The 13,373-nt window shown below is 59.3% G+C and carries 9 protein-coding genes; 2 read left to right on the top strand and 7 right to left on the bottom strand.

All coding sequences use genetic code 11. The features are described 5' to 3' along the window. Positions 1–5 precede the first annotated feature (5 nt). Both LXM55_RS25220 and LXM55_RS25215 read right to left on the bottom strand, forming a co-directional pair. Positions 6–2,459: a fimbria/pilus outer membrane usher protein gene (locus tag LXM55_RS25220; protein ID WP_233322870.1), complete on the bottom strand. Its 2,454-nt coding sequence runs from the start codon at positions 2,457–2,459 to the stop codon at positions 6–8. A gap of 249 nt (positions 2,460–2,708) precedes the next feature. Continuing rightward, positions 2,709–3,326, bottom strand: a complete 618-nt coding sequence (locus tag LXM55_RS25215; RefSeq protein ID WP_233322869.1) for a fimbrial protein — start codon at positions 3,324–3,326, stop codon at positions 2,709–2,711. A 567-nt stretch (positions 3,327–3,893) separates the two neighbouring features. Between LXM55_RS25215 and LXM55_RS25210 the strand changes: the two genes are divergently transcribed. Beyond that, positions 3,894–4,517, top strand: a complete 624-nt coding sequence (locus tag LXM55_RS25210; protein ID WP_233322868.1) for a response regulator transcription factor — start codon at positions 3,894–3,896, stop codon at positions 4,515–4,517. Positions 4,518–4,527: 10 nt separating this feature from the next. After that, a complete protein-coding gene (locus LXM55_RS25205; RefSeq protein ID WP_267924572.1) occupies positions 4,528–8,124 on the top strand; it encodes an ATP-binding protein in 3,597 nt (1,198 codons plus the stop codon). 70 nt (positions 8,125–8,194) lie between these two features. Here LXM55_RS25205 and LXM55_RS25200 read toward each other — a convergent pair whose 3' ends face one another. The 5 genes from LXM55_RS25200 to LXM55_RS25180 all read right to left on the bottom strand — a co-directional run bounded on the left by LXM55_RS25200 (position 8,195) and on the right by LXM55_RS25180 (position 13,317). Next, a complete protein-coding gene (locus LXM55_RS25200; protein ID WP_233322866.1) occupies positions 8,195–10,660 on the bottom strand; it encodes a fimbria/pilus outer membrane usher protein in 2,466 nt (821 codons plus the stop codon). A gap of 58 nt (positions 10,661–10,718) precedes the next feature. Further along, on the bottom strand, positions 10,719–11,450 hold the full coding sequence (locus LXM55_RS25195) for a fimbrial biogenesis chaperone (protein WP_233322865.1): 732 nt from the start codon (positions 11,448–11,450) through the stop codon (positions 10,719–10,721). A gap of 80 nt (positions 11,451–11,530) precedes the next feature. Continuing rightward, positions 11,531–12,091, bottom strand: coding sequence for a fimbrial protein (locus LXM55_RS25190; protein ID WP_233322864.1), 561 nt, complete (start codon positions 12,089–12,091; stop codon positions 11,531–11,533). A 301-nt stretch (positions 12,092–12,392) separates the two neighbouring features. Next, positions 12,393–12,761 carry a DUF3969 family protein gene (locus LXM55_RS25185; RefSeq protein ID WP_233322863.1) on the bottom strand — a complete coding sequence of 123 codons (369 nt, stop codon included), beginning with the start codon at positions 12,759–12,761 and terminating at the stop codon, positions 12,393–12,395. A gap of 82 nt (positions 12,762–12,843) precedes the next feature. Further along, entirely contained in the window at positions 12,844–13,317 is a 474-nt protein-coding gene (locus tag LXM55_RS25180; protein ID WP_233322862.1) for a hypothetical protein, read from the bottom strand. Positions 13,318–13,373: the final 56 nt, after the last annotated feature.

Genomic DNA, 13,373 nt, shown 5'->3' with positions numbered 1-13,373 from the left:
TCTATTTACTGGAAGGGAGTGCATGACAATTCATAGCGCTGCTCGGCTGTCAGTTGTTTCGGGGCCATCACCTGGCATTGTTTCTTTGCCCCCCATCTGACTTCAAACACCGAATCAGCAGTGATCCCCGTCAGGTAGGCAAAACCGTTGTCGGCGACGATCGCCACTTCGCGCCCCTGTGCGTCATAAACACTTGCACCGAAGGGCGGATAGCTGCCGTCGGGCATTTTCATAGTGACTACTGCTTTGGCGCCCTGGATCACCGAGAGTTTTCGATAGCCGATGGCTCCCTCGGTCAAGGTGGCTTCGGTCACCGACTTGCGGGCCTCCATGTCGTCTGCCAGCTTGTTCATATCGATGCGCACGTCGGTGCGGTAGTAATCGTTGACCACCGGTAGCACCGCGATGCCCATGGCGTTGGTGTAGGTCGAACCGTTCTGCAATGGCACATCGGCAATGCCATCGGTATCGAGCATGATCCGCGAGGCGCCATTGAAGGCTGACCGATGCAAGGCTGCGCCCTGCGCCGTGACAGTGGCGCCCCCCTGCAGGGAAAGCCCCAGGCTTTGCCCGCCCTGCTCCTGGTAGCTACCGTTCATGCTGACATCCGCCATTGATCCGCGCTGGTTGAAATACCCCTGGACACCGTCGCCGCCACCTCCTGTATTGGCACTCACCAGGTAGTTCCGCTCCCGCTCATACTTTGAATAACTGGCGCCGTGCCGAATGCTGTCCCGACTGGCAAACGTGTCGTAGCCGATGCGTTGGCCGTTGCCGAAGGGCACGGATACCGATAAAGACAGGCTGCTGTCTTTTTCCAGAGATGACCGGGAATGACTGAGCGCCAGTGTCGCGGAGACCCCCTTCATCCTGCCTATGTCGAAGTAGCGACTTAGAAAAGTGCTGAAACGCTCGGTGGATTTCTGCTCCCAGTAATCCTCGCGGGTGTAGGAAAGGTGACCGCTGAACCCGAGGTCGATAAAGGATTTGTTGGCCAATACCGTATAGACAGCCTTGCTGTTGCGGATCGTCATGTGTTCGTCGCGAGACCGGATGAACTCATCCATGCTCATGAAGTTTCGTTGCGAAAAACGGTAACCGGCAAAGGTAATCTCGCTGTTGTATTCGTCGAACCTCTTCGCATAGTTGAGCCTCAGAGAACTGCCGTTGTAGCGCCCCGCCTTGGGCACTTCAGCGGTTGCGTGGGTGATATCCAGCGAAACAACTCCGAATTGATGCAGGTTTCGCCCCAGGCCAGTGGCCAGAGCCGTGTAACCGCTGGTTATCAGCGCGCCACCAAATACCGACCAGTCGCTGTTGAGTCCCCACGACAGGTCACCGTTGAGAAACAGCGGATCGGTCATTTCCCGGTCATGGTTCGAGGGCCGACCCATCGTCAGGTTGTAACGAAAGTGGCCAGGACGGCTCAGGTACGGAAGGTTGGCGGTTTCCATCTGGTAGCGCTGAACCCGACCGTCGTCTTGAGTGATTTCCACATCCAGCTTGCCGCTCACCGCACTGTTGAGGTCGCGGATACGAAACGGGCCTGGCGGCACGATCGTTTCATATAGCACTCGCTCGCCCTGCTTCACGGTGACGCGCGCACTGGTGTCCACCACCCCGGAAACTTCCGGTGCGTAACCACGCAAGTTGGGCGGCAACATTTGATCGTCAGTGACCAGATTGACCCCCATGTAGCGAAACGAGTCGAACAGATTCGAATTCAGCTGGTTCTCACCGACCTGCAACTTCGCCCCAAGACTGGGAATGGGACGAAAGGCATAGAGATTGGTCCAGGTAAAATCACTTGAGCTATAGCCATTGCTGCGTTGGTGGCTGCCCTGAAAATCCCCTCGCAACCGCCAGGCTTCGATATTGACGCCCGCCGTCCCGTTACCACTTGTTTGTTGGGAGCCTCCAGAACCCTGGTGCTTGCTGATGGATGTATTGACGCTGTAATCAAGCAAGGCACCGGCAATGCCGTTGTCCCACTCATCCATCGAACTCCAGTTCGGGTCGAAGTACTCTATCCAGGCCTGAGGGATAGTGATCAGCAACGTTGAATTGCGCATATCCGGCCTTAGCGTCACTCCAGACAGGCTCTCCAAGTCGACGCACTCTTGCTGATGCCAGTGCCCTAGCGCTTCCAGAGCATCCTGTTTCAGACCCAACTTGCTTACGAGCTCGGCTGGAACACAGGCGCGCGTTGCTCTCTCATCCTCTGTTGCGGGATAAAAGTTCAAACTCCGCTCCGCGAGCTTCCGATCATTCACTCGTATGCTCATGATGTACTTGCCAGGAGGAATATAATTCGCCGCACTGAAGTGCGATAAGTCTATTTTCCCCCGATCGTCCACATCCATTACTTCAAGGTTGAAATCGACTGCCAACGAAACATCGCAATAAGAAAAACAGATTGTCACCGCAGTCGCCAACAATGCTGTCTTGCTAGCGTTCATAGGTTGCCAATACCAAAGGTCAGTCGATGAAAACCCTGTATCGACCGCCCAGGACCAGACTCAGGTTGATATTTCTGCCAGCCCAAAGCACCGCCCTCCCCAAATACACTGCGTCTATTCGACAAAAACAATTAAGGAGGGCAGCGTTAAAATCAGAAACCCACCTGGGCTGAGTTTTCAGTCGTATCAATATTCAGAGCCGATACAGCCGACACTAAAAGACAGCCCCTAGGTGACGTTTCCGGGTATTTACTCATAGGCCAACTGAAAGTTGGTCGTCGCCGTGAACTTGCCGGTTGTAACCGACTCATCTTTGGCAGCAGTACCTTTCAGGCGCACACCAAAGGTGAGGGTGTTATCCCCCGCCATCAATGTTTGCGCAGACAGTGGTTCGTAAAGCTTGACCACCTGATTACCCTTGGTCAGTTCAATGCCCGCGCCACTGACCTTGCCCAAAACTGCCAGCAAGGTAGGATCGGTGGTATCGATATCACCGCCAAACGTCACCCTGACCTTCTTTAACGTGGCGATATCGCACTGCAGCAGTTCAATATTGAAGGTTTCAGTTTCCGAGACGCCATTATTAGCCAGCGCCTTATTAGAGACCTGACCCAGGCGAATAGTCTGGTCCACGCTTTTTGCACTCAGGGAGCAAGGAGCATCAATGACCGAACCTTCAAAGTTAACTTTCCCGCCTCCTGCTGCTTGCACAGCCACACTGCCAATAGAAAGTGCAAATGCGCCAGCAACAGCCAATGACAACTTTTTGAAGTTCATTTCTTTTCCTTGTTTTGGTAATCGAAAACAACAAAAATCCAATGCACGCAAAATTCTTGAAACACTCTGCTTGACGGCATCGGCATTCATTGTCCAGAGGAAACTCTCCCATTCATCTAAGGCGCGTCCCGAAGACGATCAAGAAACTTCTTGATACCCACCAAGACCGATTAAGACACAAAAAGTGCAAGGTTATTGGCCAACCAAAGAGAAACCACAAGGTATGCAAGGAAATAGAAATAAAACTTCACGCCTGTCACATGAATCTTTCCAAGCACTGATGCTGCCAGTGTACTGAACTCAGAACAGCAATCATTGGCGGGGCAACAACGCAGCCAGGTCATTAGCGATCGGCCAGAATATTAAGAACGTTCCAACCCGCAATAAAAACCAAACTAACAACCAGTGAACATGTCCTGTAAAACACACTTTCTTATTCTATTCAGGCAAATCGAAACACCACTAGAAACGCAAAACCCTGAACATCCTCCCTGCGAAAGATCTCCACACAAAACCAAGAACATTCTTAAAAATTGCTTGAGCCCCAAGCCAAATCACCGGTCAGAAGCCCTCCGAGGGTATAATCTGCGCTCTGAACTAGTCACTTATCGCGTAAAGTTATAAGCGCGCAAAATTAATGATCAGAATGAGGAAGCCATGAGCAAAACTGTACTCATCGTGGACGATCACCCCATCATTTGTGGTGCGATTAGAGCCACGCTAGAGCAAAACGGCTATCAGGTAGTCGGCGAATCAATCGACGGTTTGGACGCACTAGCTAAAATACGCAGTCTTGCCCCGGCGTACCTCCTGCTGGACATCGGTCTCGGCAGCCTAGATGGACTATCGGTGCTACAACGCATCAACTCGGAGAGTCTCAAGGTCAAGACCCTGGTTTTCACTTCGCAGTTGGCCAGCACCTATGCGGCACGCTGCATGCAAGCCGGAGCCTCTGGTTTCATCAATAAAAGCGCAAACATGGATGAACTGATAAAGGGCTTGAATACGATTAATGATGGTTACCTGTATTTCCCCAAGGAAGTACTAGCCCACTATATGGAGTACGGCCACGGCAATGAATCCCACGCGCAAAGGCTGACCAACAAAGAGGTGATAGTCCTGCAACTACTGGTTCAGGGGCTCAATAACGTAGCCATCGGCGAGCGCTTGCACTTGAGCAACAAGACCGTCAGTGGGCATAAGATCAACCTCCTGCGCAAGCTGGGAGTACGTACCACATTCGAACTAGCCGAGATCGCCAAAGAAATGAATCTGGTCTAACTCCAGCCATATGAAATCCATCCTGCTGACTGTTTTCATACTGCTCTGTGTCGCACTCGCTTCCTCCAGCGGTTTTGCTCAAGACACTGATACTTTACGTTTATCCTCTCGCGGCCAAGAACTGCAATTTACCGCCAAGGTCAGCCCCGAAGATCAAGCATGGCTGGCTAGAAAAAAGGCCATAAGACTTGGCATTACCAGCCCCGACTACCCGCCGCTGACCATATTCATGGAGAAGAACGAGCTGCAGGGCATCTTGGCGGAAAACCTGCTGGCGCTGGAAAAAGCGTTGAACATCAAGTTCGAGATTATTCGCTACCCGGACCGCAAGCGCGCATTCGAGGCACTCAAGGACGGACAAATCGACCTGGTTGACGCAACGACCCAACCAGAGGCGCAAGGGTATGGAGTGGGGGTAACCGCGGCCTACGCTTACACCCAAGTTGCGCTGTACTCCACAACCGGCAGCCTGCTGGAAATCGACTTGCGTGACCCGGCGTCTGAGATTTCATCCACCGATGACGGCTTCATTGACAAGAACACCTTCAAGATATTTCGCAGCGCGACCATCAAAAACTACCAGTCCCCATATGACGCTATTGCCGCGGTACTGAAAGGACAGGCGCAGGCCTATCTGGGGGATACCGTCAGCACCAACTATCTGCTGAACCAGAGTTTCAACAATCAGTTGGTCACCAACATCAGTGTCAACGGCATAGAAGCGCACATAGGCTTTGCCTTCACGCCAAAGAACTCTCACCTCGCCTCCATTCTCAATCAGCAACTGCAATCACGCAGTCGTTGCCAGATCATCAGGATGGTCAATTGGTGGGTGGTGACCCTCAAGTGCAGTGATGACGAGTTCATCAGCGTGCTCAATAGCGAAGAAAAAGAACTGTTGAGCAGCAAGCAGGTGTTCAAAATCGCCGTCAGCGAAGACCTGGCACCCTATGCGCTATTCGACAACAGTGGCCAATTCGGCGGCACCATGTCAGACATTCTGGAACTGGTGCGCCTCAACTCCGGGCTGCGCCTGGAGATCATTCGCACTCGCTCGGTGCACAAGGCCATAGAGTTACTCGACAAGGGCGAAGTCGACTTGGGCATCATGTCGGAGACCGACTCGCGAGATCGCAAGTACCTGTTTACCCGACCGATCATCACCACCCCTTACTTACTGATCACCAAGAACGAAGGCACCGAGGACTTTACCCTCAGTGACGATGCATCCCAAAGCATCGCCCTACCCCGATCCGATGCTCTACTCGAACATATTCGCGAGCACTATCCCCACCTGAAAATCCATGTCACTGACAACCTTGCCGACTCATTGAACATGGTTCGCGACGGTGACAGCGACTTCACCCTGACTTCGACCAATCAAGCTAGATACTACTTGTCGTACAAGTACGAAGACGCCCTGAAAGCCTCGGGCCTGCTCAAGGGCATCAACGCCCGGATCGGCATCGCCGGCCAGCCACAGAACCAGGTGCTGATCTCCATCATCGAAAAGGCCCTGCTGCGCATTTCCCCGAGCGAGACCGCGGCCATTTCCGGGCGCTGGCGGGCCAACGCCGCCACCGACAACGTGTACTGGGAACAGGTGACCCTGCGGGTCTACCAGGTGCTCAGCGTCTCGTTCATCCTGCTCCTGGCCACCTGCATCTGGATCCTCTACCTGCGCAAGCTGATCTTCAAGAAATCCATCGTGCGCAAGCAATTGCAGGAACGCCTGAGCCTGATCCAGAACATCGTCGACAGCATTCCCCACCCGATCTATGTGCGTGACCGTGAAGGCGCGCTCTTGCTGTTCAACACCCCCTACGCACAGACCTTCGCCCCGGGCGCCACGTCCAGCACCAACAGCCAGGTCCTCGACGCGCTGCTCGGCCGCAGCGTGGTCAATCAATGGCAGCAGGACTATGAGCAGGTGGTGCAGACCGGCAGCGCCATTGCCCGCGACCAGGCCCTGCCCCTGGGCGGCCAGACCCTGGAGATCTACCACTGGGTTCAGCCGCTGCGCGACGACCAGCAGCAGGTGTTCGGCGTGGTCTGTGGCTGGCTGGATATCGGCGACCGCCTGCGCATCCTCGAAGAGCTGCGCCAGGCCAAGGAAGCCGCGGACCGGGCCAACAGCGCCAAGTCGACTTTCCTGGCCACCATGAGCCACGAGATCAGGACCCCGATGAACGCCATCATCGGCATGCTGGAGCTGGTGCTGACCCGCAAGGCGCCCCAGGACAAGAACCTCGAATCGCTGCAATTCGCCCATGAGGCCGCCGTCAGCCTGCTGGAACTGCTGGGGGGCATCCTGGACATTTCCAGCATCGAATCCGGGCAGACCCGCGTGCACCTGGAAACCTGCACCCTGCGGCAGATCGTGACCGCGATCCTGGCGATCTTCGACAGCCTGGCGAGCCGCAAGGGGCTGTCGATCAGCACCCACTTCGATGCCTGTGCCGACCTGCCGCTGCGCCTGGACCGGCTGAAGATCAAGCAGATCCTGTCCAACCTGATGAGCAACGCGATCAAGTTCACCGACAGTGGCGGTATCACCCTGCGGGTCCAGGGCGTGGCGCTGGGCGAACAGCGTTTCGCCTTCTCCATCAGCGTGCAGGACACCGGCCCGGGCATCGATCCGGCCGACATGGCCAGCCTGTTCACGCCGTTCTCGCGGGTCACCGCCAACCGCAACAGTGGCGCTGGCATCGGCCTGTGTATCTGCCAGTCACTGAGCCGGATCATCGACGGCGACCTGCTGGTGGACAGCACCCCGGGCCAAGGCACCACCATGACCCTGACCGCCTGCGCCAAGGAGGCGACGGCCGGCGAAACCCCGCAGCCCTTGCCGGCGAGCGAACCGGCGGCGCCCAGCCAGCGGCGCCTGAACATCCTCATTGTCGAGGACCACCTGCCCAGCCTGACCCTGCTCAAGGAGCAGATCGAACTGCTCGGGCATCAGCCGATCCTGGCCCACGATGGGCTTGAGGCGCTGTTCATCTGGGAGGACAGCGAGGTCGATCTGATCATCACCGACTGCAACATGCCGGAGCTGGACGGCATCGGCCTGACCGAAGAGATCCGCCGCCTGGAGCAGCACATGCGCATGCGCCCGTGCACCATCATCGGCACCACCGCCAGCGCCCGCAGCGAAGACATGCAGGCGGCGCTCGGCGCCGGGATGAATGTGTGCCTGCTCAAGCCCCTGAGCGTCTCGAAGCTGGCCCGCTACGTGCCGGTGTTCACCGAGAGCCCGGTGCGCGAGGCGATGGAGGACGGGGGCGCGGCGCTGGAGCGCTTCAACCTGCCGGAAGCCAAGCGCCGCAGCTTGCTGGGCAACCTGATCCTGTGCAATCAGCAGGATGTGCAGGCCCTGGAGGACGCCATGGCCCGCCTCGACCTGAAGCACCTGGCCAACCTGGCCCACAAGCTGAAAAGCTCGGCGCAGATGATGCAGTCCGAGGCCCTGCTGCGGCTGTGCGAAACCCTGGAACAAGCCCTGGCCGACAACGCCAGCGCCGGCACCCTCAGCCATCTGTGCAATCAGCTGCGCGAGCTGATGGATAAACTCAACACCACCCTGGCGGCCTCCGCCCACCCGCACTGAGCCTTGGCGCCAGCACGAAAAAGCCCGCAAGCGTACGCTGGCGGGCTGTTTCGATCCACGGCACGGGCAACTAGCGGGCCGGCACCGTACAGCGCACATCCGCCACCTTGAACCCTTCCTGCTCCCGGGCCTGTTCAAGGTCCAGGGTGAAGCGGCACTGCTGATCCGGCCCGTTGCCCCAGACCAGGCGGAAGTCACGCCCCTCGCCCACCGACAGCAACACCTGGCCCGCCGGCCCGACGGCGTTGACCTTCTGCCCGGCCTCCAACACCGCCGCGCCGAAAGGCACCACCGCGCCACCGGGCAGGGTCACGCTGGCCAGCACCTTCTCGGTGTGCCGGGCCTTGAAGCGCGCCAGCACCACCGCGCCGCGCCGCGGGGTCACGGTGCTCACGCCGCTGTCGATGTCGGTGTTGGCGTCCAGCTTGCTGGTGTCCAGGCTGATGCGGTTGCGCCGGTACGGCTGCACATAGGGCACCAGGCTGTAGCCCTGGGCATTGGTAAAGGTGCCCGGGGCGTTGTTGACCCCCACATTGGGAGTGTCCTTGACCTCCACCAGGGCCATGGTTTCGCCCAGGCTCTGGCCTAGTTGCACACCGCCGGCATGGGCCAGCACCGAGCCGGAAATGCCGACGTTGGCGCTCTTGTAGGCGCTACTGCTGCTCAGGCCGGCATTGATGTTGGCCCAGGGCGCGCGATAGCCGACGGAGGCCGAGCCGGTGTTGGCCGAGCGCTCGCTGCGCAGCATGTCCAGGTTGTAGTTGAGGTTGTTGTAGTCCCCCGCCAGGCCGCTCAGGCCCAGGCGCTGATCCTGGCTGCCGTCGGCGTTGCGTTCCAGGCTGACGCTGGCGTTCTGCCGGCCCAGCGGGAAGCTCAGGCTCAGGCCCAGCTGCACGCCTTCGTTATCGCTGGCGCTCAGGCTCTTGCTGGCGTACAGCGACAGGTTGACCCGCTGCACCTGGCCACTGATGCCGAACTGCAACTGGCGCTGCTGGTGCGAGGAGTTCCAGTAATCCTGCTGCGACAGGTTCAGGTACAGCGATGTGCTGTCGGCAAAAGCCTGGGAAAGGTTGGCCTCCAGCCGACTGCGCCGGCTGACCCGGCGATAGGCGCTGTATTCACCGATATCACTGCTCCAGGTGCTCTGGCTCACGGCCTCGCTGAAATCCCGATAACCCGGGGTCGAATAGCGATAGCCGGCAAAGCGCAGGTTGGTGCCGGTGGCGAATGCCTTGCCATAGCGCAGGCCGTAGCTCTGCCCGCTGACGGACTCCCGGCGGGTATCGGTGGCCGCCTGGGTCACGTCCAGGGACAAAGCGCCGAAGCTGCCCAGGCCCTTGCCCACGCCGACTTGATAGGCCCGATAGCCCTCCCCCAGCAGCCCGCCCAGGGACAGCGTGTAGTCCCGGGGCAAGCCATAGGCCAGGGACGCCTGGGTGAAAGTCGGCTGGTCGATCTGCACGTTAGGCTCATGGTACTGGCCGGCGCTGACGCTGTAGCGCCAGGTGCCGTCGCGTAGCAGGTTGCCCAGGGTTGCGTAAGGCTGAATGAAGCGCCGCTCGGTGCCATCGGCCTCGGTAATGATCACCTCCAGGTCGCCACTGCCGGACGCGGCGTTGAGGTCGCGGATCTCGAAAGGCCCTGGGGAGACGAAAGTGCTGTACAGCGAATAGCCGTGCTGGCGGACCTCGACCCGCGCCTGGGTCTGGGCCACGCCACGAATCACCGGCGCATAGCCCTGCAGCGAGTCGGGCAGCATCTGCGTATCGCTGGCCAGTTGCACGCCGCGAAACGGCACGCTCTGGAAGGTGTCACCCGGGGTCACGCTTTCCCCCAGGGTCAGGCTGCCAAGGGTGCCCGGCAAATCACGCTGCACATAGGTCGCGGCGCGCTCCCAGGTGCCGTCCTTGCGATACGACGAACTGGAGCGCAGGCGCCACTCCCCCAGGTTGAGTCCGCCATTGAGGTAGAGGTTGTAGTTGGCCGCACTGCGCTGCGGGTTCTTGCTCTGGGAGCCGGAGAATTGGTAGTTGAGAAAGCCGGCATTGACCCCGCTGTCCCACTCCTCGGCCGCCACGTAGCCGCGGGCATCACGGTCCATGGAGATCTGCGGCACGCTGATGTCCAGCTTCAGTTGCCGGCTGTCGAACCGCACCGTGGCGCCCTCCACCAGTGCCGGCAGGTCCAGGCATTGCTCATCGATGCCCGGGGTTTGCAAAGGAGGCAGCTTGACCCCCATTTCGCTGAGCAGCGCTTGCGGCAGGCAGGCCTTGAGCGCGGCGTCCCCGGCGACGAAGCTGACTTCGCGCTGGCCGAAATAGTCGCGATTGAGGTTGATCCCCACCAGGTAACGGCCCGGGCCGACGTCCTGCTCATGAAGCATGGCTTCAAGGTCGCTTTTGAGCGCGGCGTCGCCGGCAAAATCCGCGACGAACCCAGTGTCGAACTGAGCGGCGGCGGCCTCGGCGCTCTTCAGGGTCACCAGCAACAGTGACCCGGCAAAACCATTGGCTATCGTTCTAAAACCTACACACATCCTGACCTCGACACTCTCCGTGGCTGCGCGCCTTGCATTCCCTGGATACGCCATCGACTCAGAACGTGGCACTGGACTTCAACGGGTCGCTGTAACCGCCGTAGTCATTGATGATCGAAAATTCGACCGTCGCCGTGCCGGACTTGAACCTGTGGTTCAGCGGGTAGTCCTGGGAGGACTTGGGGGCCACCATGTCGACGTCCTGCAATTCGATGGCGCTGCCGCCCTCCATCACCCGGATCCCAATGAAGGTGACGTGGTAGGCACTCGGGTTGGTGACCCGCAAGACCGTTCCCGAAGGCTGTTTCAGCAGTTTCCAGGACAGCTGGCCGGGGGCTTGCTGGGCAGTTCCCGGCAAGTTGCCGGGCCGGTAGAACAGCTTCACCCGAGTGCGCACCGCCACCTTCAGGGCGTTCTCCTGCTGTTGCTGCAGCACCGGGATTTCCTGGGCGTTGAAATAGAACACCGACTCCCGGTCCTCCGGCAGTTGCCCGGGGGTCTTGATGATGCGCACCACCTGTTCCTCCCCCGCGCGCACCTTGAACAGCGCGGGCATGGCGATAAAGGGGCTGAGCCGCTCCTTGCTGTCCGCGGCGTCATTGACCCAGGTCTGCACCGCGTAATCGCTGCTGGTGAGGTTGGAAACGACGGTCGAGGTACTGCGTTCATCCGCATTGAGAATGATCCGCGTACCGTTGAGCATGATCCCGGCGGATGCCTGGGGCAGCGGCCAGAGCAGGGTCAAAGACGCGCAGAGCAAAGCACCGCGCAAGCGAAGGGGAATATTCATATCGGCTTAGAACCTGGGAGGAGACGGGGCATGCCGGGGCCGGCCGCAGCCTGTGCGGCCGGGCCCCGGTGGGTACGCGCTTACTTGTAGTCGACGCTGAAGGACGCCTTGGCGTTGGCGGTACCCGGGGTGGCTTCGCCGGTGGCGATGTAGTTCGCGGTGAAGCGCATCGGCTGGGTCAGGTCCGCGTATTCACTGGAAGCCCGGCCCAGTTGCACATCCATGCCCTTGGCGTCACGGATCTGTACCGCGACGTTCTTGGCCACGCCCGCGCCGCCTGCGCCTTCCAGGGCCAGCCATTCGCCGTTCGGGCCGGCCGCGCCGTGCATGCTAAGGAAGCGCACGGTGGCGGTCTTGCCGGTCAGCACGCAGTGGTCGGTTCCACCTTCGGCCACCGCGGGCGCGCTCAGGGTCAGGGCAAAGGAGCCGGCACCGGCGGTGTCACCGGCCTTTTTCAGCGACAGGGACGGCGCGTTGCCCAGGGAAACATTGGTGCCGGCACCACCGTTGAGGTCGCCGACATTCACCGAACAGGTATTGGCAGTGATCGAACCGGTGAAGTTGATTTCGCCGTCTGCCGCCATGGCCTGGACAGCGACACAACACACGGCGACAGCCAATGCAGACTTGATGAATTTCATTAGTTTTATACCTATCTCGTGTTTGACATTTGCCTTATTCCTCAAGGCTCAGAAAGCCTACAAACGCTAACGCATGAATGAGATAGGACAGCTCTCAGCCTCGACCAAGAGGGTTCTTGATTACCAGCCGGACAGCCACCAAGACCACCCGCCTCGATCGGCCCGAAAGCCTTGGCCCACGGGGCCTGCAACAACTCAGAAGCCCGCACCGGTGGCTTTTTTCATGGGGGCAGAGCCTTTGCGCTTCATACCCGCATCGCAGCGGTGGTCGACAGGTCACGAGGGGATGGCGGGAAGCGGACTAACGGATGCGGTACAGACGTTCCCGCTGAAGTTTTTCGTTGGCCCTCTGGGCATAGCCCGGATCGCTTTGCAGGATCGCGGCAAAGCGCTCGATCAAGCCCTGCGCAGTGGCGTCCAGGCGTTCTGGCCACAGGCTCTGCGTGTCCTCCAGTTCGCAGCCTTCCATGATCAGGCTGCACAGCTCGGGCGACAGCCCCTTGAGCTGCAGCGTGTGCGCGGTCGCCGGCCGGAACAGGATCCACTCGGCCTCATCCAGGGTGATGGACTCGCGGCGAAACGCCGTCAACAAGCCAATCGCCAGCGTACAGACCAGCCGGGTGGCCTGTTCCTGCCCCAGCGCTTCCACGATCAACGACAGGTTCTTCATCGGTTATCACTCCATTGAAAAAAGACATTCCATTGACCCACCTTGGCACTGGCACGCCGGAACCGACCTTGCCCGGCCAGGCTCATGAACGTGGCTCCTGGAGGCGCTGCGGCAGAAACAGCCGCGCCGTCGACCAGCAGGTGACGAGCGCGGCCAGGAACACCAGGAACAACCCCAGCCAGTAGTCGTCATAGCGGGCCCTTTCGCTGTGCGTGACCACCTCACGGATAAACAGCGATACCCAGCCGGTGGCGAGCACAGCGCCGAGCAGCGCCAGGGCATTGCAGCTGCGCGCCGAGCGCCTGACCTTGAGCAGGGACACTCCCAACGCCAGCCCGAGCAACGGCAGGAAAAACACCAGGACCGCCACCAGCGGCGTCAGCAACGGCATCAGCAGGATCTCGGCGCCATGCACCTCGCCGATCAGCCGCGGATGAGTCGCTATGTGCGCCACCATCAGCACGCTATTGATCAGCCCGGCGACAAAACCCGGCACCAGGGGACACAGGATAAAAATCATCAACACCTTGAAGCGCGGGTAACGAACCTCAGTCATGGCGCAGGCCCTTGCAAGCGTAAAAAGGCGCGATTGTGCACGGCTATCGGTCTTCT

Source organism: Pseudomonas sp. Au-Pse12 (genome assembly GCF_021341665.1).
Classification (GTDB): domain Bacteria; phylum Pseudomonadota; class Gammaproteobacteria; order Pseudomonadales; family Pseudomonadaceae; genus Aquipseudomonas.
Note: the sequence above shows the minus strand (reverse complement) of the source record. Positions and strands in the feature narration are given on the sequence as shown.